Source organism: Methylobacterium aquaticum, assembly GCF_001043915.1.
In the GTDB taxonomy this organism is placed as follows: domain Bacteria; phylum Pseudomonadota; class Alphaproteobacteria; order Rhizobiales; family Beijerinckiaceae; genus Methylobacterium; species Methylobacterium aquaticum.
The window spans coordinates 1-25,901 of sequence record NZ_LABX01000205.1 but is presented as its reverse complement, the minus strand read 5'-3'; the positions used below and the strand labels follow the sequence as shown (position 1 = coordinate 25,901).

Genomic DNA, 25,901 nt, shown 5'->3' with positions numbered 1-25,901 from the left:
GGCGGCGCGCGCCGCCCGCACCGCCCCCATCAGAATCAGGCCGTTCGAGACCACCAGCGCCTCGGGCCGCCCCGGCTCGGCGAGCCAGCGCGCCACCTCGCCTTGCGCCGGCTCGGCATCCGGCAGGACATGGCGCATCTGCGGCTCCAGCCCGTGCCGGTGCATCGCCGCGAGGTAGCCGTCGCGCCGCTCCTCCGCGGTCGAGCTGGTGGAACCGAACAGGCCCGCGATGCGGGAATGGCCCTGCTCCACCAGATGGTCGACCAGGGCGGCGCCGGCCGCGACGTTGTCGAGCACCACCGAGTCGTGGCCACCGGGCGGGCCGGTGCGGTCGATCAGCACCAGGGGAAACGGAAAATCCTCCGGCCGCAGCCGCTCGGCGGTGCGGCGGGTCGGCGCGAAGACGACGCCGGTGACCCGCTCCTCCTGCATCAGCCGCAGGTACAGGGCCTCGCGCTCGGCATCCTCGCCGGTGTTGCACAGGATCAGCCGCATCCCGGCCTGGTAGGCCGCATCCTCCACCGCCCGGCTCACCGCGGTGAAGAACGGGTTGCGGATGTCGGCGACGATGAGCCCGATGGTCTGGGCCGATTGCGAGCGCAGGCGGCGGGCCGAGAGGTTCGGCCGGTAGCCGGTCGCGCGCACCGCCGCCTCCACCTGCTCGCGCAGGGCGTCGCTGACCGGGCCCTTGCCCAGGGCCCGCGACACGGTCGCGGTGGAAACGCCCGCCGCGCGGGCGACGTCACGGATGCCGACGGTCATCGCCTCGAAAACGTTTTCAGGAACTGCACACCCTTTGTGGCAGGCACCTACGCGGCATGCAAGTCCTGACACTCCGACGGAGCCGATCCCCGATTGACACAGTTTATGAAAACGTTTTCATAGACGGCAAGGAAAATTCGATCGCCTCCAGGGAGGAAGCCCGCCATGCTCGCGCCGACACCGCCGTTGACGCCGCGCATCCTGATCCGCACCGCCGCCACCCCCTCGACCAAGGACGCCGCCATCCGCGAGGCGGCCCAGCTCCTGGTCGCCGCCGGCTGCATCGACCCGGCCTACGAGGCCAGCATGCTGCGGCGCGAGGCGGTGGCGAACACCTATCTGGGCCACGGCGTCGTCATCCCGCACGGCATGGTCGACGATCGCGCCCTGGTGCGCGAGAGCGGGCTCGCCGTGCTCCAGGTGCCGGGCGGGGTCGCCTGGCATGACGGGCAGGATGCCCACCTGGTGGTGGCGATCGCGGCGCAATCCGACACCCACATCACGGTGCTGCGCCGCCTCACCCGCCTGATCCAGGACGAGGCCCGGCTGGAGCGCCTGCGCACCACCGGCGACGCCGCCGAGATCGCCGCGGCCCTCGCCGAGGATGGCGCCGTCTCGGGCAGCGCCGGCCCCGCCGCCGACCTTGCCCAGAGCTTTGCCTGGACCGTCGATTACCCGACCGGCCTGCATGCCCGCCCGGCCTCCGCCTGGGTCGAGGCGGCCCGCGCCAGCCCCGCCCGGATCCAGGTCCGCCACGGCGCCGAGGTGGCGGATGCCAAGAACCTGATCGCGCTGCTCCAGCTCGGCCTGCGCGCCGGCGACGAGGCGGTGATCTCCGCCGAGGGCGACGACGCCCCGGCGGCGCTCGCCCGGCTCAAGGCCGTGGTCACCGGGCTGTCAGCCGGCGAGAAGGCCGCCGTCGCCCGCGCGGCGGAGGCCGCCGCCAAGGCCGCCGCTCCGGTGGCGGGCTGGAACCCGGCCGATCCCTGCCAGGTGATCCCCGGCATCGGCGCGAGCCCGGGCCTCGCCATCGGGCCGATCCACATCCTCGGCCCCACCGAGGTCGCGGTGCCGGACGAGCCCGAACCGCTCACGAGCGGCGGCGACCGGCTGCACGCGGCGCTGGAGAGCACGGCGGCGCAGCTCAAGGCGCTCGCCGACGATACCGGCCGGCGCCTCGGCCAGGCCGATGCCGGGATCTTCAAGGCGCAGGCCGATCTCATCGCCGACACCGACCTGATCACGCTGGCCTGCCAGCTGATGGTCGAGGGCCACGGCGTCGCCTATGCCTGGCACCGGGCGGTGGAGCGCATGGCCGGCCAGCTCTCGGCGTTGGGCAATCCGGTGCTCGCCGCCCGCGCGGCGGACCTGCGCGATGTCGGCCGCCGGGTGCTGGCGCAGATCGATCCGGCGCTCCAGGCCGGCCATGCCCTGCCGGACGCGCCCTGCCTCCTGCTCAGCCCGGACCTCGCGCCCTCCGACACCGCCGGGCTCGACCCCGCCCGGGTGCTGGGGCTCGCGACGGCGCAAGGCGGGCCGACCTCCCACACGGCGATCCTCGCCCGGACGCTCGGCATTCCCTCGATGGTGGCGGCCGGACCCGGCCTGCTCGCCCTGTCTGCGGGCAAGACCGCGATCCTCGACGGCACCACCGGGCGGCTCTACGTCGATCCGAGCGCGCGCGACCTCGCCTCGGCGCAAGCCTGGCGCGACGCCTTGCGGGCGACCCAGGAGGCGGAGGCGCGCGAGCGCGGCCTGCCGGCCCGCACCCGCGACGGGCATGCCCTCGCCATCGGCGCCAACGTCAACACGCCCGATCAGGTGCCCTTCGCCCTGTCGCAGGGCGCCGAGGGCGTCGGCCTGATGCGCACCGAGTTCCTGTTCCTGGAGCGCGGCGAGACTCCGGGCGAGGACGACCAGTATGCCACCTACCGGGCGATGCTGGAGGCGCTCCGGGGCCGCCCGCTGATCGTGCGCGCCCTCGATATCGGCGGCGACAAGCAGGTGCCCCACCTCGCGCTGCCGAAGGAGGAGAATCCCTTCCTCGGCGTGCGCGGCGCCCGGCTGCTGCTGCGCCGGCCCGACCTGATGGAGCCGCAACTGCGCGCCCTCTACCGCGCCGCGAAGGATGGCGTGCCGGCCGACGCACCTGGGGGTAAGGACGCGCCGCTCTCGATCATGTTCCCGATGATCACCTCGGTGCCGGAGGTGCTGGCCCTGCGCGACGCTTGCGAGCGGATCCGGGCCGAGATCGCCGCGCCCGCCGTGCCGCTCGGCATCATGATCGAGGTGCCGGCCGCGGCGATCCAGGCCGATGCCCTGGCCGCCCATTGCGACTTCTTCTCGATCGGCACCAACGACCTGACGCAATACGCGCTCGCCATCGACCGCCAGAACACCGAGCTGGCGCCGGAGGCCGATTCGCTCCATCCGGCGGTGCTTCGCCTGGTGCGGATGACCTGCGAGGGGGCAGCCCGGCACGGCCGCTTCGTCGGGGTCTGCGGCGGCATCGCCGGCGATCCGTTCGGGGCGGGGCTGCTCGCGGGCCTCGGGGTGCACGAACTCTCGATGACGCCCCGCGACCTGCCCGCCGTGAAGGCGCGCCTGCGCGCCGCCTCGCTGGCCGAGCTGAAGGCGCTCGCCGAGGAAGCCTGTGCCCAACCCGACGCCGCGGCGGTGCGGGCCCTCGACCGCTCGTCCGGCGACAGGGCGGAGGCGCGGTCGTGACCCGCATCCTCACCCTCACCCTCAACCCGGCGATCGACCGGACCGTCACCCTCGACCGGCTGGTGCCGGGCGAGGTCCACCGCGCCCGCGCGGTGCGGGACGATGCCGGCGGCAAGGGCATCAACGTGGCGAGCTGCCTGGCCGATTGGGGCTTGCCCGTCACCGCGGCCGGGGTGCTCGGCGCCGGCAACGCCGCGGCCTTCGAGGCCCTGTTCGCCGCCAAGGGCATCGCGGATCGCTGCCTCCGCGTGGGCGGCGAGACCCGCATCAACCTGAAACTCGTCGATCCCGCCGGGACCACCGACGTGAACCTGCCGGGCCTCGCCGTCGACCCCGCGACCCTGCGGGCGGTCCGCGCCATGCTGGCCGAGACGGCCGGCCCCGACACCCTCGTGGTGCTGGCCGGCAGCCTGCCGGCGGGGGCCGGGACCGGCCTCTACGCCGAGCTGACCGCGGACCTGAAGGCGCGCGGCGGCCGGGTGCTGCTGGACGCCTCCGGGCCACCGCTGGCGGCAGCGTTGGCGGCGGCCCCCCTGCCCGACATGGTCAAGCCGAACCGGCACGAATTGGAGGAATGGGCCGGCCGCCCGCTGCCCACCCTCGCCGACGTGGTCGAAGCAGCCCGTGACCTCGTGCGGCGCGGCATTGCCCTGGTCGTCGTCTCGCTCGGGGCCGAGGGCGCGGTCTTCGTCCGCGGGACCGAGGCCCTGCACGCGCTGGCCCCGGCGATCGCGGTGGCGAGCACCGTCGGGGCCGGCGACGCCCTGGTGGCCGGGCTGGTGGCCGGGCTCGTGGCCGATCTGAGCCTCGCCGGCACCGCCCGGCTGGCGCTGGCGTTCGCGGCCGGCAAGCTGACGCGGGCCGGCGCCAACCTGCCGGGGCGCGCGCCCGTCGAGGCGATCGCCAGGACGATCGACGTGCAGGCGCTGACGGCGTGACGCAACCAAGCGCCATCCCACCCGCGACCTCATCCCGAGGCGCCGCGCAGCGGTCGAGTCGTTCGACATCGGAATTTGGCCGGACATCACAACAGACCCCAGGAGGAACACCCCATGACCCACTTGGTGGCCGTCGTCGGAGGCGGCGATCTCAGCACCCATGCGGTGCTGGCGGCCGAGTCCCTGCGCCGGGCGGCGGGGCGGCGCAACCAGCGCCTCGACGTCGAACTGCGCGCCCGCGGCGCGACCGGGGCCCCCTTGAGCGAGGGCGCGATCCGGGACGCCGACGCGGTGCTGCTCGTCGGCACGGGTGACCTCGGCGAGGGCCGCTTCGGAGCACTCCAACGGGCCAAGGCCGCGATCGAGGACGTGCTCACCGACGTCGACGGGGTGATCGACCGGGCGCTCGCGAGCACCAAGAGCCTCGGCGAGAAGAACCCGAGCAAAGCCCCCGAGGCGGGCGGATCTCGGCGCATCGTCGCCATCACCTCCTGCCCGACCGGCATCGCCCACACGTTCATGGCGGCGGAAGGGATCCAGGCCGCTGCCCAGGCCCTCGGCCATTCCGTGCGGGTCGAGACGCAAGGCTCGGTCGGCGCCCGGGACGCGCTGACGCCGGACGAGATCGCGGCGGCCGACATCGTGCTGATCGCCGCCGATACTGGAATCGACCGCTCGCGCTTCTCGGGCAAGCGGGTCTACGCCACCACCACCAAGGCGGCGATCCGCGACGGCAAGGGCCTGATCGCCACCGCGCTCAAGAACGCGGAAGTGCAGGGCGCCGACGCCACCGAATCCAGCTCCGCCCGCCCGGCTGCCGAGACCAAGGCCGGCGCCTACAAGCACCTGATGACCGGCGTGTCGTTCATGCTGCCCTTCGTGGTGGCGGGCGGCCTCCTGATCGCGCTTGCCTTCGCGTTCGGCGGCATCGATGCGATGTCGGCGGCCAACACGGGCAGCTTAGGCTTTGCCCTCGGCGAGATCGGCGCCAAGGCGGCCTTCGCGCTGATCGTCCCGGCGCTCGCCGGCTACATCGCCTTCTCGATCGCCGACCGGCCCGGCATCGCGCCGGGCATGATCGGCGGCATGCTGGCGGCCAATCTCAATGCCGGCTTCCTCGGCGGCATCGTGGCGGGCTTCATCGCCGGCTATACCGTGTCGTTCTTGAGCCGCTCCATCCGCCTGCCGAAGACCCTGGAGGGCCTCAAACCCGTCCTGATCCTGCCGCTGATCGGCACGCTCGTGACCGGCCTCCTGATGGTCTACGTCGTCGGCGTGCCGGTGGCGGCGTTGCTGGCGGCGCTCACCGGCTGGCTCAAGGGCATGCAGGGCACGAGCGCCCTGGTGCTCGGCCTGATCCTCGGCGGCATGATGGCGCTCGACATGGGCGGGCCGATCAACAAGGCGGCCTATGCCTCCTCCGCCGCCCTGATCTCGTCGGGCATCTACACCCCGATGGCCGCCGTGATGCTCGCCGGCATGACCCCGCCGCTCGGCATTGCCCTCGCCACACGGCTCTTTCCCGGCCGGTTCAGCGCGCAGGAGCGCGAGGCCGGCACCGCCGCGGCGGTTTTGGGGGCCGCCTTCATCACCGAGGGCGCGATCCCCTTCGCGGCCGCCGATCCCCTGCGGGTGATCCCGGCTCTGGTGGCGGGCTCGGCGGTGGCGGGCGCCCTCTCGATGACGCTGGGGGTGGCGCTGCGGGTGCCCCATGGCGGCCTGTTCGTCCTGCCGATCCCGAACGCCATCACGCCGGTGCTGGGCGCCGTGGTGGCGCTAGCCGTCGGCACGGTCATCACCGCCGTCCTGGTGGGCCTGCTCAAGCGGCGGGCGGGCTGAGCGGCCGGCCTTCGGCGACGAGCCCGGGGCTTAACTCCCGGATCGTCGCCGCTCGCGGTGTTTCCTGGTAGGCATGATGTCCTGATGGACAGCAGGCCCGATCGTGCCGGGACAAGCCCGCGACGGCGCGGGCCGCGGCGGGCCCGTGTCGAGAGGATGTCGCAGCGAGATGGCGCTGATCGGGCAGGTCACCCTGGACCTGGTCCAGGCCGTGAAGGCGGCACAGAACACGGCCGAGATCGTGGCCGTGCTGAGCCGGGCCGGCACGGTCTTCGGCTACGAGCGCTTCGCCATCGCGGGCGTGCCCCAGAGCGCCGGCGAGAACCTGCCCGACCGGCTGCTGCTGATGCACTGGCCGGAGGCATGGGCGGCCCGCTACGTCGAGCGCGGTTACGTCCAGCATGATCCCGTGATGGCGCATGTGCGGCGCACCACCACGCCGTTCCTGTGGTCGGAGGTCCCGGTGGAGCGCGATGCGGCCGTGGCGCGGCAGATCATGGGCGAGGCGCCAGCCTTCGGCCTCGGCGACGGGCTCTGCGTGCCGATCCACGACGTGGACGGGACCGAGACCGCCGCCTCGTTCGGCGCTCCGCGAATGGACCTCTCGGACGAGGCCAGGGCCGGCCTGCACCTGCTGGCGATCTACGCGCACCTGACGGCGCGCCGCCTCGGTCCCGCCGTGCCGGCCCGGCCCCCCCGCGCAGGCCGCGCGCAAAGCTGCACGCGGCGCGAGATCGAATGCATCAAGTGGGCGGCCGCCGGCAAGACCGGCTGGGAGACCTCCGAGATCCTGTCCCTGTCGCAGCGGACGGTGGAGGATTATCTGCGCAACGCCGCCCGCAAGCTCGGCGCCGTCAACCGGGTGCAGCTCGTCGCCCAGGCGATGCGCGAGGGATTGATCGATTAGATCGCAGCCCGCCCGCACGACCGCAGGCGGGGCCAAGCAGATTTCGCCGAAGTGGTCACCGGTTCGGCGATAAAAATCTGCGACAAAACAAGAGCCTGAGCGGGCGAAGCGTTGGCCTGCCAACGCAAGCCTGCTTAGGCCGGCCCGGATCTCGAACGGCCCTTCACCGTGCCGGAACCGGAGCCGGGCCGGCGTCGCGCCGACAACGATCGCCGCGACCATTCCGTCGTGAGGCCGGGGGTGGATCGAGCCGCCACCGTCCCGGACCGACAGCCACCGGTTTCCGCCGAACCCCGTCGTCCCGCCCAAGTCCGTGACCGCGCTTCGACCGGCCGGATCGCCCGGTCTTGCCGCAGTGACGGCCCTCTCGCATGCCCGGAGAGACCGGGAAGAATTGTCTTGCCCCAAGGCATATTCATGTTGTCGAGCCGATTAATTAGCCATCCCGTAAATTTACGGTCTATCATCTGAAAGATTAAAAGATCATGAGTAGCTCCAAAGCGAGGAGCCCTGATCTTGATCACGATCATCGATCGCGACAGCTACCAAGCCAGCGCGGATCTGCTCGACAGGATATATTGCTTCCGCCACCGCCTGTTTGTCGAGACGATGCGGTGGGAGGCGTGCCGCAAGCCCGACGGACGCGAGCGGGACCAGTTCGACGGGCCGGATTGCATCCACGTCGCGGGGATCGACGACGGCGAGGTCGTGTCGTATTCGCGCCTGCTGCCGACGACCCGGCCGCATCTCCAGAGCCACGTCTATCCGGAGCTTCTGCAAGGCGCGAAGGCCCCGAGCGGCCCGCGCCTCTTCGAATGGACCCGCTGTGGCGCCGCCCCCTGGCGGCGTGCCTCCGCGACCGCGAAGGATCCCGTCGCCGGGCGCCAGTTCGTGGCGGTGGCGGAACTGACCGGGCTGCTCGGCCTCGACGGCTACCTGATCCAGGCCCACCCGATCATGATCACCCATCTGGCGACGCTCGGCTGGGAGACCGAGCCCCTGGCCTTGCCAATGATCTACGACGGCAATCCCCTGGTGGCGTTCCTTGCCCGCTGGACGCCGGCCACCGCCGACACCACCCGGGCGGTGTTCGAGCTCGCGGGCACGCCCTACGACGTGCCGCGCGGCCTCGGTCGTGCGTCGCTCGATCGCACGGAGCGGATCCTGCGGGCGTCGTGACGCGCCCTACTCGACCCCGGCCGGGGGCCTCAGCGTCGCGCCGATGCGCGAGGAGACGATCACCGCCTGCGTCCGGCTCTCGACGCCGAGCTTCTGGAGAATGGCCGAGACATGAGCCTTCACGGTCGCCTCCGAGACGCCAAGCTCGTAGGCGATCTGCTTGTTCAGCAATCCCTCCGACAGCATCATCAGCACCCGCACCTGCTGCGGCGTCAGGGTGGCGAGGCGGCGCATCAGGTCGGCCGTCTCCTTGTCCTCGGAGGCCGACAGCTCGATGTCGGGGGGCGACCAGTTGCCGCCGGCGAGAACCTCGCCGATCGCCTCGCCGATGCGGTCGACGTCGAGGGATTTCGGGATGAAGCCAGCGGCACCGAAATCGAGAGCGCGGCGGATCACCACCGGGTCCTCGTTGGCCGAGACGATCACCACGGGAATTGCCGGGTGCTGCGCCCGCAGGTAGATCAGGCCGGAGAAGCCCTGCACCCCCGGCATCGTCAGATCGAGCAGCACGAGGTCGATCTCGGGCTCCCGGTCGAGGATCGCCGTCAGCGGCTCGAGTCCGCTCGCCTCGAGGATCCGGGCGCCGGGCAGGATCGCCGTCACGGCGCCGCGCAGGGCGCCGCGAAACAGCGGGTGGTCGTCCGCGACGACGATGGTGGTCTCGGAACCCAACTCACTCCCCGCCACGGCACCCGCGCTCCTTGGCGCTTCTCGGCCTACTTCTTTTGTCTCTATAGCTTTTTTTGACGGGCTTGAAACCGGAGCGTGTGCGCTATCCACGCCATCGAGCCGCTGGCGGATTGCGCAGAGATCGCGCGCGATCGGGCCAGCGCCACGCGGTCACTGCCGTGCGGGCGGCAAGAACTGACAAGCTTACGCAGCCTCAAATCGCCATTAGACAGATTGGCAATCTGGTGGGCCGCCTCCCAAAATTGCAGAGATCCCGTCACTCGGACTTGGCCGCGATGTCGGCCCTCGTTCCTCCACTGACCACCGCAAAAGCAGCCGATCTTCGGTTCGGCGACGCACCACGTGACCCGCGCTCCCGGTCGCAACGGCGCCCTCTCCCGACAGGCGCGGGGCGTATGTCGGTGCGGCCTGGACCGGAGGCGGGTTCCGCGGCGAGACGCTCCCTGTCTGCCGTGAGCGTCCGGACCTCGCTCGGCGGCGTCACCAGGGAGGCACCATCGGCGACAATCCGGTGCTCGGGCACGGCATTGTGATCGGGCCGAGGTCGATGGCGGCTCCGCCGCGCTTGGCACACTCGGCCGTCCCGGTCCCGAAGCTGGGCCTCGCGGCGGAGTGGGCCAAGGCACCGACACCTCCTTCGCGACGGTGGGCGGACGGCTCGGCGACGCGCTCGGTCCCCTGCTCGTCGATGCGGCCGGCGGCTGGGCGTTCTCGGAGATAGGGTCAACGGCGGCGTCACGGTCCCGGCCTTCTCGGTGCCGCTGCCATCAACAGATCCCCCGGGCCTGCCGTTCTGGAGCCCGGGCGCCGTGTCGTTCCCGAGCATCTCCACCGCGGCGGCCCGGTCAATGCCCGCTTCAAGGCCGGGTTCGACGTGCACGAGGTGCGGATCGGCGTAAATCACCGACTCGACGGGCCGTAAGCGGGCTGCGCGGGTCCGCCACGCTCCGCCCGCTGAGACGATCGTGGCATCATTGGTCTTGTCGCAAAACCAGCGCCCGGCTTCGCGACTTCTGCGTCTGCCAGGGCCTCGTACCAACGACCCTCAATGCTGCCGTATCAGGTCGTCCATCATCTCGATGGTCCGATGCCACGCCAGAGGCGTGGCGCAAATTCGAGAACGGCATCCAAGGCCGTGTTTCTAACCTTGGGTGTTATTCGAGCGCGCCGGTAACCGACGCCGCCGCAGGCTCGACATAGCCCCGCGCGACCAGTTCGGGCTGAGCCGCCGGCCGACGGGCCGCGGGGACAGGCTGGGGCGTCGTGGTCAGCTCAGCGAAAGGCCGCACAGCCGCCGTGTCACGCGCCGTCTCCCGCATGATCGGCGGAAACACCGTGATCGAAGCGGAACGATCCTGCGCCTGCGCCGGCACCGCGCTCAGGGCGAGGAGAGATAATGCAAAATATTTCATGGTTGTTTGCGCTCCAACCTCAGTTCAATTGACCAGTCCAAGGTAAACAATCATGAAATTTGTTGCAGCGCAATATGAAATATTTAGCATGTTGCGTCCGTCGTCTCAATTGCGGCAAGAGATCGCCTAAGCAGGATATTTACGATGTCCGGCGCCGGTGGAGCGCAGCAGCGACGGCGCGCAGTTGAGACGAGCGGCCGATCAGCCGGGATCCATTGGACGATCATCCTGTGGATCGTGCGGGCCGATCACGGGGGTTTGCAGCGGGTGGTCTGAGGCCGACGACCTGCGTCGGCGCGGCGTATGCCGCGCGTGCGCGGCTCAGACGTGGAAGAGACAAGGTCCGGGCCGACGCCATGCGATCGTCATCGGCAACGCGCTCGCGTCACGCTGCACGCCGAGGCGCGACGGGTTTGCAGGATGGCGCCGCCTCCGGGCCGGCGTCCTGCGTGGGCATCCGACGTCCGGTCAGGCGCCGGCGAGATGCAGCACGATCTCGCGACGATGCGGCCGATCGCGATGCTCGATCAGGTAGATCCCCTGCCAGGTCCCGAGGGCCAGTTGCCCATCGACCAGCGGGATCGTCAGCGCCACGTCGGTCAGCAGGGTGCGGAGATGGGCCGGCATGTCGTCCGGCCCCTCGCTGCCGTGGACGTAACCCGCATGGCGCGGCGCCAGCCCGTCGAGGGCGGTCAACAGGTCGGTCCGCACGTCCGGGTCGGCATTTTCCTGGATCGTCAGGGAGGCGGAGGTGTGGCGGCAGAACACCGTGAGCAGCCCGTGACGGACACCCGCCTCGCGCACGAAGTCCGCGGCGGCGTCCGTGATCTCGGTGAAGCCCTGGCCCTTGGTGTCGACCACGAGGCGGCCGGTCGCCTGGCGGGTGACGGTGCCCCTGGCGATCATGTCGAAGCGCTTCATTCGGCGATCTCCCGTCCCGGGTGAACCTCCGTCTCGCCGCGGGCCAGGATGCGCTCCAGCGCCTCGATCCGGTCGGCCTCGGCCGGCGGCTTGTCCCAGCGGATGCGGCTGACCCGGGGAAACCGCATCGCCACGCCCGATTTGTGCCGGGTCGAGCGCTGCACGCCCTCGAAGGCGATCTCCAGCACCAACCCCTTCGCCACACCATAATCCACCTCCCGCACCGGGCCGAAGCGCTTGGTGGTGTGGTTGCGAACGTAGCGGTCGAGCTTGGCCAGTTCCTCGTCGGTGAAGCCATGATACGCTTTGCCCACCGGCACCAGCTCCTCCGCGCCGTCCGGCGTCTCGCGCCAGACCCCGAACGTGTAGTCGGAATAGAACGACGAGCGCTTCCCGTGGCCGCGCTGGGCGTACATCATCACCGCATCGACGCGGAAGGGCTCGCGCTTCCATTTCCACCACGGGCCCTTGGGCCGGCCGGGCTGGTAGGGGCTGGTCCGCCGCTTGAGCATCACCCCCTCGATCGCGTCCGCATCCGGTCCGGCACCGACCGAGGCCGGATCGGCCCGCGCGGCGGCGAGCGCCTCCCAATCGGCGAAGGGCACGAGCGGCGACAGGTCGATGCGGGCGTGGTCGAGCCCGGCCACGAAGCGTTCCAGCCGCGCCCGGCGCTCGGAAAAGGCCAGGGGCCGCAGGTCCTCCTCGCCCTCGGCCAGGAGATCGTAGGCCCGGACATGGGCCGGGAAATCCTGCAACAGCTTGCCCGTCACCGCCTTCCGGTTGAGGCGCTGCTGGAGCACGTTGAAGCTCTGCACCCGTCCCTCGCGCAGAATCAACAACTCGCCGTCGAGGGCCCCCGAGAAGGTGATCGCCTCGGCGAGGTCAGGGAAGGCGCCGGAAATGTCCTCCCCGGTGCGCGAGTAGATCTTTTGGATCTGCCGGCCGTCGCGGTCGCGCCCGCCGGCGAGCTGGACCCGGATGCCGTCCCATTTCCACTCGGCCGAGAACGCCTGAGGCTCCAGTTTGTCGAAGTCGCTCTCCTCCTCGATCGGATGCGACAGCATCGGCGGGCGGAACGGCGCCGGATTGACCGATTCCGGCGGGCCGGCCCGGCCCTCGACCCAGGCGAACAGCTCAGGGTAGGGAGCGGCGAGGCCATGCCAGACCTCCTCCACCGCGTCGGCCTCGTGCCCGCCGAGGCTCGCTACCGCGGTCTTAGCCAGCCGGGCCGAGACGCCGACCCGCAATTCGCCGGTGATGAGCTTGAGGAGCGCCCAGCGCCCGGTCTCGTCGAGGGCATCGAGCCAGGCGGCGAGCCGCGCCGGCAGCTCGCCCTTGCCGATGGTCCCCAGCGCCTCCACCACCTCGGACAGGGTCGGCACCGGCGGGTTGTTGTGGCCGGGGCCGGGCTCGTCCCCGGACTCCCGTCCCGGTCTTGCGGGCCAGATCAGCGCCGTCGATTCCGCAAGGTCGCCGACATAGTTGTGCGACATCCGGAACAGCACCGGATCGACCCGCTCCTCGACGAGGCCGCGGATCAGGCCGGGCTTGGCCTCGCGGAAGCTCAAGGACCCGGTCATGGCGGCGAGCGCGTAGCCGCGGTCCGGATCGGCGGTGTGGCGAAAGAAGTCCTGGAGCAGGCGCAGCTTGGCATTGCGCCGCGGCTCGTAGGCGAGGCGGTCGAGGAGATGGGCGAAGTCGTTCATGCGGCCGTCTCCACCCCCTGTGCATCCGGCTCCGCCTCGCCCTCGTCGCCGTAGCCGAGCATGTGCAGGGGCTTGGCCCGGATGCCTTGCGTCCCGCACCAATGCACCAGGGCATCCTCCTGGCCATGGGTCACCCAGACCTCGCCGGCCCCGGTCTCCCGGATGGTGCGGCAGAGATCGTCCCAGTCCGAATGATCGGAGATGACCAGCGGCAGCTCGACGCCCTTCTGGCGCGCACGCGCCCGCACCCGCATCCAGCCGGAGGCGAAGCCGGTGACCGGATCGGGGAATTTGCGCGACCACAGGTCCTGGATCGCGGAGGGCGGGCAGATCACGATCGTGCCGCCGAGCTTGGGCCGCTCCGCCGCCACCACCTTGATCGTCTCGCCCAGCGGGACGCCCTCGCGCCGGTAGAGATCGGTCAGCTTCTCCATCGCACCGTGCAGGTAGATCGGCTCCGAAAAGCCTTCCTCGCGCAGGAGCGCCATCACCCTTTGCGCCTTGCCGAGCGCGTAGGCGCCGACGATGTGGGTGCGCTCGGGGAAGAGCCGCACCGAATCGAGCAGCTTTCGCACCTCGTCGCGGGCGACCGGATGGCGGAAGACCGGCAGGCCGAAGGTGGCCTCGGTGATGAACACGTCGCAGGGCACCACCTCGAAGGGCAGGCAGGTCGGGTCCCGCGCCCGCTTGTAATCGCCCGAATTGACGATCCGGCACCCCCCCTGCTCGATGGCGATCTGGGCGGAGCCGAGGACGTGGCCGGCGGGGTGGAAGCGCACCGTGACGCTGCCCATCCGGATCGCCTCGCCGAGCCGTGCCTCCTGGCGGGTCTCGCAAAAATCCTCGCCGTAGCGGACCGCCATGATGCGCAGGGTCTCGGGCGTCGCCAGCACCGCACCGTGGCCTGCCCGCGCATGGTCGGCATGGCCGTGGGTGATGAGCGCACGCGGCACCGGGCGGACCGGATCGACATGGAAGTCGCCGGGCGGGCAATACAGCCCCTCACGGGTCAGGGTGAGGAGATCGGTGGGGCGCGACGCCATGGATCCTCGTCAGGCGGTGAGACCTCTTCCCGGGAGCGGGGCCGGGTATATAGGCGGCCCGGACCGTTCGTCCCTTCCTCCCCTCGCCTCTCCCTCCGAAAGCCCCTCCGCGATGCCCGCGCCCGACCGCTCCTCCGGCGACCTCCTCGCCGACCGCCGCTATGCCTGGGCCGAGGCGGCTTTCGCCGGGGGCGATGCGGAGGCCGCCGCCGACCTCGCCGGGCAGGTGCTGGAGCGGGTGCCCGGCTACGGCCCGGCCTGGCTGCTGCTCGGGCGCGCCCGCGCCGCCGTCCCGACCCTGCGGCGGGAGGCCGCACAGGCGTTCCGGGCGGCCCTCGCCCTCGATCCGGAGGATTCCCTCGGCGCCCGCCTGCATCTCGCGGAACTGGGCGAGACGGAGGAGGAGGCGATCTCGCCGGCCTATGTCCGGGCGTTGTTCGATGGCTATGCCGGGCGCTTCGAGCGCCATCTGGTCGAAGGGCTGGGCTATTGCGGCCCCGCGCTGATCCGGTCCGCCCTGGAGCAGCTGCGGGGGCCCGACGTGGTCTTTTCGCGCGTCCTCGATCTCGGCTGCGGCACCGGCCTGATGGCGCGCGCCCTCCAGGGGATCGCCGGCTCGCTCACCGGCATCGACCTGTCGCCCCGGATGCTCGCCGAGGCCCGGCGCACCGGCCTCTATGCCCGCCTGGACGAGGGCGACCTGCGGGATGTCCTTCAATCCGAGCCGCCTGCGAGCGCCGATCTCGCGGTGGCCGCCGACGTGTTCATCTACTTGCGGATGATCGGCCCGGTCGTCGCCGGAGTGGCCCGGGTGCTGGTGCCCGGCGGGCTGTTCGCCTTCACGGTGCAGGCCCATCCGGGCGAGCGCGGCGTCGTGCTCGGCGCCGACGGACGCTACGCCCACGGGGTGGCGACTCTGCGCGAGGCGGCGGAGGCGGCCGGGCTCGCGGTCGCGCTGCTGGAGCCGGCGGAGATCCGGCGCCAGAACGGCAGCGGCGTGCCGGGATGGCTGGTGGTGCTGGCGCGCTGACGCCGGCCCTCAGCGCGGGTTCGGGTCCATCGGATCGACGCCGCCCGGCCTCGGCCCGTCATTGGTCGGGAAGAAGCGCCGCGACGGCGTCTGGCGCGGCTGCACCGGCGTGCCGCGCAGGGGCTCCACGTCCACTTGGCCCTGGCGGTTGACCTGGCGGCTGCGCGGCGCCTCGTCGCCGCCCCGCGCCTGCTCGCGGCGCTTGCGGCCCTCGGGCTTGGCGGCGGCCACCGGCGCGTCCTCCTGCTCCTTCGGCTCGGCGATGAGGTCGGTGCCGCCTTTGCAATCGACCAGCCACACGTCGTAGATCGGATGCTCGATGGCGTGAAGGCCGGGGCTGGAGGCGAACATCCAGCCGGTGAAGATCCGCCGGTACTTGTTCTCCAGCGTGACCTCGTCGACCTCCAGGAAGGCGGTGGTCTTGGCGCTCTCGGTCGGGGGGCGCGTGTAGCAGACCCGTGGGGTGAGCTGGAGCGCGCCGAACTGCACCGTTTCGTCCACCGCCACCTCGAAGGAGACGGTGCGGCCGGTGATCTTGTCGAGGCCGGCAAAGACCGCGGTCGGATTGCGGATCTTGTCGGCCCGGGCCGGCGCGGAGGCGAGCACGCCCCCCAGAACGGCACCGCCCAGAACGACACCGCGAAGGAGCAGGAAGGCGCCCGCGGCGCGGCGTGCGGTCATGCGGCTCAAACCCAAACGCTCCCGGCTCGATGGTCGGCGGCCCCTGACGGGCCTCTCGCGCCCGGATCGACGGGGCGAGCGGGCAGGACCGGCCCACCCGCGATAGACACAAGGAGGATGGTGGAAAAAGGGCGGGTTACTCGCCCGGCACCCACGGCACGTAGTCGCCGGTCGCCGCCGGCCGCTGGCCGTAGGAGAGCTGCGAGCCCCGCGGCCGGTAGGCCGCCACGGTCCCGGTCAGGTTCTCCTCGTGCGGCTTCTGCCACTCGCGCGGGACGTAGGTCTCCTCGGAGGGCGCCACGTCGGTGGCGTGGCACAGCCAGCCGCGCCAGCCCGGCGGCACCTTCGAGGCGTCGGCATAGCCATTATAGATCACCCAGCGCCGCTCCGGGCCGACCGAGGCATCGATCAGCGGACCTTGCGCCCGGTAGTAGCGGTTGCCGAACTCGTCCTCGCCGACGAAACGGCCGTGGCGCTTGGTGTAGAACTCCAGGCTGACGGTCGAGCCGCTCCACCAGGTGAAGATCCGAAGCAGGGTGTCTTTCAGCGCCATCGCGACCGTCTCTGGGCTAACGCCCCCGGGAATGGGAGGGAGGCCCCCCGTCGTCGCGCGGGACTATGGTGAGATGGCCCCCGGATGTCCAGCATGTCCCGCGCCGCAGCACGATTCCTGTGGGCGAGGCTGTCACGCCGCCGCCGCAGCGCCCCGATGCCCAACCACCTGTGAACAAATCGGTGGTCGGATGCTGCGCCGGCTGTGACCGGGCCGAGGGGCCGGTGCGATTCCGCCAAGCCGGATACGGGCTTACGCGGAGGTTCGCCGCCATCCACAGGATTCCGCCCGTCAACACAACATCTAGGGAGGAACGGAGTTCGCCGACACTAGTTATTGACGTGGGGCTGCCATGCTCGGTAGTTTCCATGCTGACAGGACGAGCCGGCCCGGGAGGGCCGAGGCGCGTCCGCCCCATCGACACGTCCCCGCCATTCCTCGTAACCGGCGGACCCCGCCATCCTGCGCGGGCGGTCCCCGGCTGTTCGTGACCGGAGAGTATCCCCATGCGGTTCGAGCGTCGCATCACCACCGCGGGGCAGTCGCCCTATGCCAGCATCCCGTTCCGCAAGGCGGTGAGCGAGATCCGCAATCCGGACGGCTCGGTGGTGTTCCGCCTCGAGGGCATCGACGTGCCGGAGACCTGGAGCCAGGTCGCCTGCGACGTGCTGGCCCAGAAGTATTTCCGCAAGGCCGGCGTCCCGGCGGCCCTGAAGAAGGTCGAGGAGACCGGCGTCCCCTCCTTCCTGTGGCGCTCGGTGCCGGACGAGGCGGCTTTGGCCGGCCTGCCCGAAGGTGAGCGCGCCGGCTCCGAGACCTCGGCGACGCAGGTCTTCGATCGGCTGGCCGGATGCTGGACCTATTGGGGCTGGAAGGGCGGCTACTTCACCAGCGAGGAGGACGCCTCCGCCTTCCACGACGACTTGCGCGCCATGCTCGCCCGCCAGATGGTGGCGCCGAACTCGCCGCAATGGTTCAATACCGGCCTGCACTGGGCCTACGGCATCGACGGCCCGGCTCAAGGCCATTTCTACGTCGACTACAAGACCGGCGCTCTGACCCAATCGGCCAGCGCCTACGAGCACCCCCAGCCCCATGCCTGCTTCATCCAGTCCGTCGCCGACGACCTCGTCAACGAGGGCGGCATCATGGACCTGTGGGTGCGGGAAGCCCGCCTGTTCAAGTACGGCTCGGGCACCGGCTCCAACTTCTCGCGGCTGCGCGGCGAGAACGAGAAGCTCGCCGGCGGCGGCAAGTCCTCTGGCCTGATGAGCTTCCTCAAGATCGGCGACCGGGCGGCCGGCGCCATCAAGTCCGGCGGCACGACCCGGCGCGCCGCCAAGATGGTGATCGTCGACATCGACCATCCGGACGTCGAGGCGTTCATCGACTGGAAGGTCAAGGAGGAGCAGAAGGTCGCCGCCCTCGTCACCGGCTCCAAGGTGGTGTCCAAGCACCTCAAGGCGGTGATGAAGGCGTGCGTCAACTGCGAGGCCGCCGGTGACGCCTGCTTCGATCCAGAGCGCAACCCGGCCCTCAAGCGCGAGGTCAGGAACGCCCGCAAGGCGATGGTGCCGGATGCCGCGATCAAGCGGGTGATCCAGTATGCCCGCCAGGGCTACACCGACATTGCGTTTCCGATCTACGACACCGACTGGGATTCGGAAGCCTACCTCACCGTCGCCGGCCAGAACTCGAATAACTCGGTCTCGCTGACCGACGACTTCCTGCGCGCCGTCGACGCGGATGCGGACTGGACCCTGACCCAGCGCACCACCGGCAAGGCCACCAAGACGATCAAGGCGCGGGACTTGTGGGAGAAGATCGCGGAGGCCGCCTGGGCCTCGGCCGATCCGGGACTGCACTTCAACACCACGATGAACGACTGGCATACCTGCCCGGTCGGCGGGCGGATCCGGGCCTCGAACCCGTGCTCGGAGTACATGTTCCTCGACGACACCGCCTGCAACCTCGCCTCGGCGAACCTGCTGGCGCTCTACGACCGGGCGGCCAAGCGCTTCGACGTCGAGGGCTACGAGCATCTGTGCCGGCTGTGGACCGTGGTCCTGGAGATCTCGGTGCTGATGGCGCAGTTCCCGAGCCGCGAGATCGCCGACCTCTCCTACAAGTACCGCACGTTGGGCCTCGGCTACGCCAATATCGGCGGCCTCCTGATGACCATGGGCCTTCCTTACGATTCTCGTGAGGGTCGGGCGCTGGCCGGTGCGCTGACCGCCATCATGACCGGCGTGTCCTACGCCACCTCGGCCGAGATGGCGCGCGAGCTGGGGCCGTTTCCGGCCTACGAGGAGAATGCCGACGCGATGCTGCGGGTGATCCGCAACCATCGCCGGGCGGCCCACGGCGAGGCGACGGGCTACGAGTTCCTCAACACCAACCCGGTGCCGCTCGACCATGCCGGCTGCCCGCAGGGCGAGCTGGTGGCCCATGCCCGTGCGGCGTGGGATCGCGCCCTGGCGCTCGGCGAGGAGCACGGTTTTCGTAATGCCCAGGCCACCGTCATCGCGCCGACCGGCACGATCGGCCTCGTGATGGATTGCGACACGACCGGCATCGAGCCCGACTTCGCGCTCGTGAAGTTCAAGAAGCTCGCCGGCGGCGGCTACTTCAAGATCATCAACCGGGCGGTGCCGGATGCCCTGCGCAGCCTCGGCTACCGCGAGGCCGAGATCGCCGAGATCGAAGCCTATGCCGTCGGCCACGGCTCGCTCGGCCAGGCGCCGGCGATCAACCCGGGCAGCCTGCGGGCCAAGGGCTTCACCGACGACAAGATCGCCGCGGTGGAAGCGGGCCTCAAATCGGCCTTCGACATCAAGTTCGTGTTCAACCGCTGGACCCTCGGCGAGGACTTCCTGACGAAGACGCTCGGCGTGCCGGCCGACAAGCTCGCGGAGCCATCCTTCGACCTGCTGGCCTTCCTCGGCTTCAGCCGCAAGGACATCGAGGCGGCCAACGTCCATGTCTGCGGGGCGATGACGCTGGAGGGCGCGCCGCACCTTCGCCCTGAGCATTACCCGGTCTTCGACTGCGCCAATCCGTGCGGCCGGATCGGCAAGCGCTACCTCTCGGTCGAGAGCCACATCCGCATGATGGCGGCGGCGCAGCCCTTCATCTCGGGGGCGATCTCCAAGACCATCAACATGCCGAACGACGCCACGGTCGAGGATTGCAAGAACGCCTACCGGCTGTCCTGGACCCTGGCGCTGAAGGCCAACGCCCTCTACCGCGACGGCTCGAAGCTGTCGCAGCCCCTCAACGCCGCCCTCATCAGCGACGAGGCCGACGACGAGGAGGATGCGGTCGAGGCGCTGCTGGCCCAGCCGGCCGCTGCCAAGACCGTCACGGTGACGGAGAAGATCGTCGAGCGGATCGTCGAGCGCGTCGAGCGCCTGCGCTCCCAGGAGAAGCTGCCGAGCCGCCGCAAGGGCTACACCCAGAAGGCCAAGATCGGCGGCCACACGATCTTCCTGCGCACCGGCGAGTACGACGACGGGCGGCTCGGCGAGATCTTCCTCGACATGAACAAGGAGGGCTCGGCGCTGCGGGCCTTCATCAACAACTTCGCGATCTCGGTCTCGCTCGGCCTGCAATACGGCGTGCCGCTGGAGGAGTACGTCGACGCCTTCACCTTCACCCGCTTCGAGCCGGCTGGGTTCGTGCAAGGCAACGACGCGATCAAGAACGCCACCTCGGTGCTCGACTACGTGTTCCGTGAGCTGGCGATCTCGTATCTCGGCCGCACCGACCTCGCCCATGTCGACCTCTCGGAGATCGGCACCGCGGTGACGGGCGTGGCCCCGGCGAAGCCCGCCGCCTCGGATCCGGTGCCGGCGCACAACGTCGTGTCGCGCGGCCTGCTGCGCGGCTCCGGCGACCGGCTGACCCTGATCCATGGCGGTCCGTCCGGCGCGACCTCCGGCGTCGCCGCGCCCGCGACGGGCCAGTCGGCTCCGGCCGGCGGCACCGTGCTGGCGGTGCGGGGTGCGGTGGCGCTCAAGACCGAGCCGAGCCTGGCCGGCACGATCGAGGCCCTGGCCGAGGCCCTTCCCTTCGCCAAGCCGGATCCGGCCGCGGCAGGCCGCAGCGTGTCGGACCGTCGCGCCGAGGCGAAGATGAAGGGCTATGTCGGCGAAGCCTGCCCGGAATGCGCCAACTTCACCCTGGTGCGGAACGGGACCTGCCTGAAGTGCGACACCTGCGGTTCGACGACGGGGTGCAGCTGAGCGCCGTCTTTGCACACAAGCGACATCGCTCGAATGCTGTCGGGCAAACCATAGGATGACATCTCGGCAAGGACGCGCAGCAACCGCTGCGCGTCCTTGCGCATCCCGGTGCAAGCAGATCATGGTCGATCAGCTCGGCCATTTAGCTTCGCCCTCACGGATCCGGCATGCGGCTTGCCCGCACCCGGCTCTTCCCGGAAGTTACCCGCCGCATCAGGCTCGTGCCATTTACCGCTCTCGAGGATGCCGGCCTCAAGCCACAGCCGAGCCACCCGGACGACCCGAGGATCGGCGATCCTGTGCGCCACCATCCGCAACAGCCATTCGTGGTCGACCCAGCCGAAGAAGCTGCGATGTCAACGCCGATTGAAGTCTGACCCGGCCTTGGGCTCTCCCGCATGTGTGGTGCAGGACGGTCCGGCCCGCGGCCCTGAACCGCCTGACGAAGTCGGGCACTTCCGACTGCCTTGCGGGACGCGGGCAGGCCCCTGCCGATGACGGGCGGCCCATTCGGAAAATTCAGGTGTGTCCGAGCGTTGCGCCCAACCCGTGGCTTCGCACTGTACCAGAAGTGCCGGAGAGCCAGTTTCACACCGGCGGCGACACTCTCTCCATGGCCCAGTGAACGCTTCGCCGTGAAATACCCACGGTGGGATCCGAGTGGCCGAATGGGGCCCGCTCGGTTCAGTGCCGACGGCGCTCAGAAATGAGCGTCCCTCCCGCGATCGCTTGTCGTGACGGCTGACCGTTTCCAGCAAGATCATGAAAATGCGCGAGCCGTTCAGCCGTCAGATCATGACGGTCGATCGATCAAATAACTTCGTCTTGATCACAGTTGCGATGGGATATCGCGACGCCTATTCGTCAAAAATATCAATGCAGAAGGGCGACAGCGTCCACACGGTCAAGCACCGGTCATCCGCGTTCAACACTGAGCGCATCGCCGATCTGTACCAGGATCCGCACGTCCCCGATCAGCGTATCGTGCAGCATGGCAGGAACGTGACCGACTCGACCAACCTGATCCGCATCATTCAGCAGGGGCAGCCGGACGAGATCGACAATCGCGCAGCACAGAGCCACGTCCAGGTCACCGTCGAGACGCCGGAAGACATCGCCAATCCCGATGGCGTCGGCACGTTGCGGGAGGGGACAAGCCTTCGAGGACCGTCGATCGGCCTCTATCGTCCGCCGGGGACGGCAACCGCCCGTCTAATTCAGCAAGGCGCGATGACGGTTGCCCCGCGCCTGCACGGTCGTCATCGGCAGGCGCAAGACGCGACGCTGATGCTGGTCCTCGACCCGGAAGGCGCTGCGCGCCCAGTCGCAGGACATCTCGCGATCATCGAGCAGACCGGCTGCCAGCTTGGCCGCCATTTCCAGCGCGTCGGCCATGCTCTGGAGCTCGACTCCCTCGGGGTCCATGATCAGGCAGCGCCCGGACTGGAAATGGAAGTAGTAGACGGTCATCAGGGGCTCGACGGCGATTCGTCTCGATCTATGACACAGAAAACGACCGACGGCGATCCACTTCTGGTTAAACCTGTAATCTCCAGACATCTTCAAAGAGATGGGATGTTATAGCTTATAATCACTCCGGCCGTTACCATCGTGGATTGTCGGTCACGAGCCAGGTGGGCTTACGGTGTGCTCCAATAAGAAAGCCGCCCGAAGGCGGCTCTCGACGGTGACGTTGCAGGTCGGTCGCGAGGGAATCAGGCCCGAAGACGGGTCCGCACCTCGCCGAGGCTGCGTCGGATCAGATCCTGCGCGGCGTCGCCGCTCATCTTCTCCCGCAGGATGGTCTCGGAGACCCGGACGGCGGCGTCCGCCGCGGCGGCCCGCACCTCGGCGGTGGCCTGGGCCTCGGCCTGGGCGATCTTGGTCTCCGCCGCCTTGGTGCGGCGAGCGACGAACTCGTTCAGGCGGGCATGGCCCTCGGCCGCGGCGGCTTCGGCCTCGGCGCGGGCATTGGCGACGATCTCGGCGGCCTCGCGCTCGGCCTCGGCGCGGCGGCGCTTGTAATCCGCCAGGACGGCCTCGGCCTCCTCGCGCAGGCGCCGAGCCTCTTCGAGCTCCTTGCGCACGCGCTCGCCGCGCTTGTCGAGCCCGCCGATGATCTGGTCGAACAGACCCATCTTCCAGGCGATGCCGCAGAACACCACGAAGGCGACCGCGACCCAGAATTCCGCATCGAACAGCATGTCGTGATCTCCTGCGGCTCAGTGCACGGTCTGGGGACGCGCGGCGCGGTCATAGGCCGCCTCGACCGCGCTCCGGTCCGGCGCCTGGCCGGTCAGGCGCTCGACGATGGCGGTCGCGGCGTCGGCAGCCACCTCGCGCACGCTGCTCATCGCGGTCGCGGTGCGGGTGCGGATCTGCTCCTCGGCCTCGGCGAGCTTGGTCGCCAGGTCGGCCTCGAGTGACTTGCGGCGGGTCTCGGCCTCGGAGGCGAGCTGCTCGCGGGTGGTCTGGGCGATGCCCTTGGCCTTGGCCTGGGCGTCCTTGAGCGCGCGCTCGTAGGTGTCGCGGGCGCTGTCGGCCTCGGCCTTGGCGTGGGCGGCCTGATCGAGATCGCCGGCGAGCCGGGACTGCCGGTCGTGCAGGATGCCGGCGATCTGCGGCAGCGCGATCTTCGACATCAGGTAGTAGAGCAGGCCGAAGGCGAGCGCGAGCCAGAGGATCTGCGCCACGAAGGTGCTGCTCTCGAACGGCGGGAAGCCGCCGCCATGCTCGGAGGCCGGCTCGTGAATCAGCCCCTCCTTGAGGGGGGCGGGTGCATGTGGCTGCGCCATGGTGTCGTCCGGGTGTGGGGGAGACGAAGCGCTCCCGCCGAGCGCTCGGCCGGGCCGGCCGTCGCGCCGCCACGCCTCTCGGAGCGGCGGCGGCACGAAGTGGTGTCATACCAACGGCCCAAGATGCTGACGCATCGGGCCGTTGACCCATCTCGAATTTTCGATGTCAAGCCAGAGGCTTGGCGAAAATTCGAGAACAGAACCAAAGGTCGTTTTCAACGACCGTTGGTATCAGGGGCCCTAACGCACGCGCACCGGAGCCTCGTGGAAAGGCCCGGTGCGCGGGTGGACCACCTCGTTTCGGCAATCCTCGCCGGGATCAGACGGCGAACAGCAGCAGCAGCGCGACGAGCAGCGAGAAGATGCCCAGCGCCTCGGTCAGCGCGAAGCCGAGGAGCAGGTTGGCGCGCTGGCCGTCGGCCGCGGAGGGGTTGCGCAGGGCGCCGGCGAAGAACTGGCCGAACAGGTTGCCGAGGCCCATGGCGGCGCCCGCCATGCCGAGGCAGGCGAGGCCGGCGCCGATGTACTTCGCAGCAACGGGATCCATCGTGATGCTCCTAAGGTCGTCTAGTCGTCTGGCGGGTGGTATCCGGCCGCGACACGGCGAACCGGGGTGGGAAGCTCTGGGATGCGATCGCGGGAGGGCGGGGCCTCTGACGGAGGCCCTTCGGCCCTTCTAGTGGCCCGGATGCAGGGCGTCGCTGAGATAGATCGAGGTCAGCGTCGCGAAGACGTAGGCTTGCAGAACCGCGACCAGCATCTCGAGGGCCGTGACGGCGACCGAGAGGGCGAGAGGCAGGGGCGACAGGATGCCCCAGACGCCGGCGGCGAGCAGGGCCGGGACGAACCCCGCGAAGATCTTCAGCGCGATGTGGCCCGCCAGCATGTTGGCGAAGAGACGAACCGAGAGGCTGATCGGCCGCGAGATGAAGGACACGACCTCGATCACCACGATCAGCGGCTTGAGCCAGCCGGGCACGCCGGGGGGCACGAACAGGCCGAGGAAGTGGGTGCCATGGGCCATGAAGCCGTAGATCACCACCGTGAGGATCACCACCAGCGCCAGCATGAAGGTGACGATGATGTGGCTGGTCACCGCGAAGGCGTAGGGGATCATCCCGAACAGGTTCAGCAGCAGCACGAACATGAACAGGGAGAAGACCAGCGGCACGAAGCGCTCGCTGCCATGGCCAGCCGACTGGTGCACGGTCTGGCCGATGAACTCGTAGAATATCTCGGCCAGCGACTGCGCCCGGCCCGGCACCACCGCCCGGCTCTTGGTGGCCCAGATCGTCAGGAGCGCGATGAGCCCCACGGCCAGGAACATGTACAGCGCCGACTGGGTGAAGGCGATGTGCTGGTGGCCGATATGCCCGAACGAAACCAGCGGCTTCAGCTCGAACTGGTGGATCGGATCCATCTTGACGGCCATGCCGGTCCCGCCCCCTCGTCTATCGCTGCCGCGGGCTTCTCCCGCCGCGCTGCCAACCCGTGCAGGCGGATGCACGGCATCCACCGGATGATCAAGACCCTGGCGGGCCTTTCTTCGTGTCCGCGGCCGGAAAAAATCCGGAAACCCGCATCACGTTGTAGATTCCGGCCGCGAAGCCCATGACGAGCAGGACGATCAGGCCCCAGGGCTTGGTGCCCAGGAGATGATCGCAGCCCCAGCCGAGAAGGCCGCCCGCCAGCACGCCCGCCACGAATTCCGTGGACAGCCGCATGGCGATGCCGAGGGACGAAGGCTGGCCGCGATCGGGACGCGACGACGGATCGGAAGCCGCCGGCGGGCGCTTCCGGTCGATCTGCATCTCGAGACGCTTGAGCCTCGCGGAGAGGTCGTCGTCGGGGGAGGAGCCCTCACCGGTGCCGTCCTTCCCCCGCGGGTCGTTGCCGTTCATGGCGAAACCTCGCGCGTGAAGGATGAGGAGATCCGGTCCGGCTACCCCCGTCGAGCGGGCGCACCATAGTTTCGCCCACCTTGGGTGTCAAGGCACCCCGAAGCGTTGGTAAGTCATTGTACTTTCGGCGGATTTCGCACCGCACACAGGTCCGCTGTCAAACCGCCTCGACCCGTTGCTCGGCGGTCGCGAGATCGACCGAGACGGGCTGCGCGCGCCCCCGCTCGGCCGTGGTCACGCCGAACAGCCGGTCCATCCGCGCCATGGTGATCGGGTTGTGGGTGATGACGATGAAGCGGGTGTCGGTGTCGCGCGCCATCGCCGTCTGGAGGTCGCAGTACCGCTCGACATTGGCATCGTCGAGGGGCGCATCGAGCCGGCGGCGTTCCTCCGCGAAGGTCTCGGGCGCCTCGGCGAGGTTCGACTTGCCGCAGCCATTCGGCCCGATCAACCCCGGTCAGCCCGGGCTCGACGACGGTCTCGAAGCCGCCGATGCGCAAGCGCGTGAACGTCATGAGGCGACGCGGTGCGCGGAGTCGCGGTGCTCTTTCCCCTCCCCCTTGTGGGGAGGGG

21 protein-coding genes and 2 pseudogenes are annotated in these 25,901 nt (G+C 69.8%); 10 read left to right on the top strand and 13 right to left on the bottom strand.

Annotated features, from left to right (window positions below; all coding sequences use genetic code 11):
- On the bottom strand, positions 1 to 762 hold a 762-nt coding region (locus tag VP06_RS24715; RefSeq protein WP_048466460.1), incomplete at its 3' end, for a LacI family DNA-binding transcriptional regulator.
- Between the two features lie 165 nt (positions 763 to 927).
- On the opposite strand from VP06_RS24715, the gene ptsP reads away from it, so the two are divergent.
- From ptsP to VP06_RS24690, 6 genes and pseudogenes are all read left to right on the top strand, one after another.
- Positions 928 to 3,489: a phosphoenolpyruvate--protein phosphotransferase gene (gene ptsP, locus VP06_RS24710; protein ID WP_048466459.1), complete on the top strand. Its 2,562-nt coding sequence runs from the start codon at positions 928 to 930 to the stop codon at positions 3,487 to 3,489.
- Positions 3,486 to 4,427 carry a 1-phosphofructokinase gene (pfkB, locus tag VP06_RS24705; protein WP_048466458.1) on the top strand — a complete coding sequence of 314 codons (942 nt, stop codon included), beginning with the start codon at positions 3,486 to 3,488 and terminating at the stop codon, positions 4,425 to 4,427. The genes ptsP and pfkB overlap by 4 nt, the downstream gene beginning before the upstream one ends.
- Positions 4,428 to 4,541: 114 nt before the next feature.
- Positions 4,542 to 5,186 (top strand): annotated as a pseudogene (locus VP06_RS39065) (fructose PTS transporter subunit IIB); the annotation flags it as partial.
- Positions 5,187 to 5,276: 90 nt separating this feature from the next.
- Positions 5,277 to 6,266: a PTS fructose transporter subunit IIC gene (locus tag VP06_RS39060; protein WP_425350945.1), complete on the top strand. Its 990-nt coding sequence runs from the start codon at positions 5,277 to 5,279 to the stop codon at positions 6,264 to 6,266.
- A gap of 169 nt (positions 6,267 to 6,435) precedes the next feature.
- The gene (locus VP06_RS24695) at positions 6,436 to 7,173 is read left to right on the top strand and encodes a LuxR family transcriptional regulator (RefSeq protein WP_048466456.1); all 738 of its coding nucleotides are present in this window, start codon (positions 6,436 to 6,438) and stop codon (positions 7,171 to 7,173) included.
- Between the two features lie 516 nt (positions 7,174 to 7,689).
- Positions 7,690 to 8,352: an acyl-homoserine-lactone synthase gene (locus VP06_RS24690; protein WP_048466455.1), complete on the top strand. Its 663-nt coding sequence runs from the start codon at positions 7,690 to 7,692 to the stop codon at positions 8,350 to 8,352.
- 6 nt (positions 8,353 to 8,358) lie between these two features.
- On the opposite strand, the gene VP06_RS24685 is transcribed toward VP06_RS24690, so the two are convergent.
- The 4 genes from VP06_RS24685 to VP06_RS24665 form a co-directional block, all read right to left on the bottom strand.
- On the bottom strand, positions 8,359 to 9,024 hold the full coding sequence (locus VP06_RS24685) for a response regulator (RefSeq protein ID WP_048466454.1): 666 nt from the start codon (positions 9,022 to 9,024) through the stop codon (positions 8,359 to 8,361).
- Positions 9,025 to 10,922: 1,898 nt separating this feature from the next.
- Positions 10,923 to 11,375 (bottom strand): secondary thiamine-phosphate synthase enzyme YjbQ, encoded by a 453-nt coding sequence (locus VP06_RS24675; protein ID WP_048466453.1) that lies wholly within the window; start codon positions 11,373 to 11,375, stop codon positions 10,923 to 10,925.
- Complete coding sequence (locus VP06_RS24670) at positions 11,372 to 13,081, bottom strand: cisplatin damage response ATP-dependent DNA ligase (protein WP_048466452.1); 1,710 nt, start codon at positions 13,079 to 13,081, stop codon at positions 11,372 to 11,374. Before VP06_RS24670 ends, VP06_RS24675 begins: the two co-directional genes overlap by 4 nt.
- Positions 13,078 to 14,124: a ligase-associated DNA damage response exonuclease gene (locus tag VP06_RS24665; protein ID WP_048466451.1), complete on the bottom strand. Its 1,047-nt coding sequence runs from the start codon at positions 14,122 to 14,124 to the stop codon at positions 13,078 to 13,080. Before VP06_RS24665 ends, VP06_RS24670 begins: the two co-directional genes overlap by 4 nt.
- A 112-nt stretch (positions 14,125 to 14,236) precedes the next feature.
- On the opposite strand from VP06_RS24665, the gene VP06_RS24660 reads away from it, so the two are divergent.
- Positions 14,237 to 15,154 (top strand): class I SAM-dependent DNA methyltransferase, encoded by a 918-nt coding sequence (locus tag VP06_RS24660; protein WP_048466450.1) that lies wholly within the window; start codon positions 14,237 to 14,239, stop codon positions 15,152 to 15,154.
- A 9-nt stretch (positions 15,155 to 15,163) separates the two neighbouring features.
- On the opposite strand, the gene VP06_RS24655 is transcribed toward VP06_RS24660, so the two are convergent.
- Positions 15,164 to 15,844: a DUF2155 domain-containing protein gene (locus VP06_RS24655; RefSeq protein WP_082167604.1), complete on the bottom strand. Its 681-nt coding sequence runs from the start codon at positions 15,842 to 15,844 to the stop codon at positions 15,164 to 15,166.
- Between the two features lie 127 nt (positions 15,845 to 15,971).
- Entirely contained in the window at positions 15,972 to 16,388 is a 417-nt protein-coding gene (locus tag VP06_RS24650) for an NADH:ubiquinone oxidoreductase subunit NDUFA12 (RefSeq protein ID WP_082167603.1), read from the bottom strand.
- A 506-nt stretch (positions 16,389 to 16,894) separates the two neighbouring features.
- Between VP06_RS24650 and VP06_RS24645 the strand changes: the two genes are divergently transcribed.
- From VP06_RS24645 to VP06_RS37675, 3 genes are all read left to right on the top strand, one after another.
- Positions 16,895 to 20,632, top strand: a complete 3,738-nt coding sequence (locus VP06_RS24645) for a vitamin B12-dependent ribonucleotide reductase (RefSeq protein WP_048466448.1) — start codon at positions 16,895 to 16,897, stop codon at positions 20,630 to 20,632.
- A 167-nt stretch (positions 20,633 to 20,799) separates the two neighbouring features.
- Positions 20,800 to 21,009 carry a hypothetical protein gene (locus tag VP06_RS36620; RefSeq protein ID WP_156295751.1) on the top strand — a complete coding sequence of 70 codons (210 nt, stop codon included), beginning with the start codon at positions 20,800 to 20,802 and terminating at the stop codon, positions 21,007 to 21,009.
- Between the two features lie 391 nt (positions 21,010 to 21,400).
- A complete protein-coding gene (locus tag VP06_RS37675) occupies positions 21,401 to 22,216 on the top strand; it encodes a GDP-mannose 4,6-dehydratase (protein ID WP_210168128.1) in 816 nt (271 codons plus the stop codon).
- 131 nt (positions 22,217 to 22,347) lie between these two features.
- Here VP06_RS37675 and VP06_RS24635 read toward each other — a convergent pair whose 3' ends face one another.
- The 6 genes and pseudogenes from VP06_RS24635 to VP06_RS24610 all read right to left on the bottom strand — a co-directional run.
- Positions 22,348 to 22,833: a F0F1 ATP synthase subunit B family protein gene (locus VP06_RS24635; RefSeq protein WP_197093281.1), complete on the bottom strand. Its 486-nt coding sequence runs from the start codon at positions 22,831 to 22,833 to the stop codon at positions 22,348 to 22,350.
- Between the two features lie 21 nt (positions 22,834 to 22,854).
- Positions 22,855 to 23,427, bottom strand: coding sequence for a F0F1 ATP synthase subunit B family protein (locus VP06_RS24630; RefSeq protein ID WP_048466445.1), 573 nt, complete (start codon positions 23,425 to 23,427; stop codon positions 22,855 to 22,857).
- 319 nt (positions 23,428 to 23,746) lie between these two features.
- A complete protein-coding gene (locus VP06_RS24625; RefSeq protein ID WP_048430690.1) occupies positions 23,747 to 23,974 on the bottom strand; it encodes a F0F1 ATP synthase subunit C in 228 nt (75 codons plus the stop codon).
- A 129-nt stretch (positions 23,975 to 24,103) separates the two neighbouring features.
- Positions 24,104 to 24,859, bottom strand: a complete 756-nt coding sequence (locus VP06_RS24620) for a F0F1 ATP synthase subunit A (protein ID WP_048466444.1) — start codon at positions 24,857 to 24,859, stop codon at positions 24,104 to 24,106.
- 91 nt (positions 24,860 to 24,950) lie between these two features.
- The gene (locus VP06_RS24615; RefSeq protein WP_048466443.1) at positions 24,951 to 25,328 is read right to left on the bottom strand and encodes an AtpZ/AtpI family protein; all 378 of its coding nucleotides are present in this window, start codon (positions 25,326 to 25,328) and stop codon (positions 24,951 to 24,953) included.
- A 157-nt stretch (positions 25,329 to 25,485) separates the two neighbouring features.
- Positions 25,486 to 25,704: pseudogene (locus tag VP06_RS24610) on the bottom strand (hypothetical protein); the annotation flags it as partial.
- Between the last annotated feature and the right edge of the window lie 197 nt (positions 25,705 to 25,901).

Coding starts and splice junctions, on each gene's coding strand:
- ptsP (WP_048466459.1), top strand. CDS start 928: ATGCTCGCGCCGACACCGCCGTTGACGCCGCGCATCCTGATCCGCACC.
- VP06_RS39060 (WP_425350945.1), top strand. CDS start 5,277: ATGACCGGCGTGTCGTTCATGCTGCCCTTCGTGGTGGCGGGCGGCCTC.
- VP06_RS24695 (WP_048466456.1), top strand. CDS start 6,436: ATGGCGCTGATCGGGCAGGTCACCCTGGACCTGGTCCAGGCCGTGAAG.
- VP06_RS24675 (WP_048466453.1), bottom strand. CDS start 11,375: ATGAAGCGCTTCGACATGATCGCCAGGGGCACCGTCACCCGCCAGGCG.
- VP06_RS24670 (WP_048466452.1), bottom strand. CDS start 13,081: ATGAACGACTTCGCCCATCTCCTCGACCGCCTCGCCTACGAGCCGCGG.
- VP06_RS24665 (WP_048466451.1), bottom strand. CDS start 14,124: ATGGCGTCGCGCCCCACCGATCTCCTCACCCTGACCCGTGAGGGGCTG.
- VP06_RS24660 (WP_048466450.1), top strand. CDS start 14,237: ATGCCCGCGCCCGACCGCTCCTCCGGCGACCTCCTCGCCGACCGCCGC.
- VP06_RS24650 (WP_082167603.1), bottom strand. CDS start 16,388: ATGGCGCTGAAAGACACCCTGCTTCGGATCTTCACCTGGTGGAGCGGC.
- VP06_RS24645 (WP_048466448.1), top strand. CDS start 16,895: ATGCGGTTCGAGCGTCGCATCACCACCGCGGGGCAGTCGCCCTATGCC.
- VP06_RS36620 (WP_156295751.1), top strand. CDS start 20,800: ATGCGGCTTGCCCGCACCCGGCTCTTCCCGGAAGTTACCCGCCGCATC.
- VP06_RS37675 (WP_210168128.1), top strand. CDS start 21,401: ATGCGCGAGCCGTTCAGCCGTCAGATCATGACGGTCGATCGATCAAAT.
- VP06_RS24630 (WP_048466445.1), bottom strand. CDS start 23,427: ATGGCGCAGCCACATGCACCCGCCCCCCTCAAGGAGGGGCTGATTCAC.
- VP06_RS24625 (WP_048430690.1), bottom strand. CDS start 23,974: ATGGATCCCGTTGCTGCGAAGTACATCGGCGCCGGCCTCGCCTGCCTC.
- VP06_RS24620 (WP_048466444.1), bottom strand. CDS start 24,859: ATGGCCGTCAAGATGGATCCGATCCACCAGTTCGAGCTGAAGCCGCTG.
- VP06_RS24615 (WP_048466443.1), bottom strand. CDS start 25,328: ATGAACGGCAACGACCCGCGGGGGAAGGACGGCACCGGTGAGGGCTCC.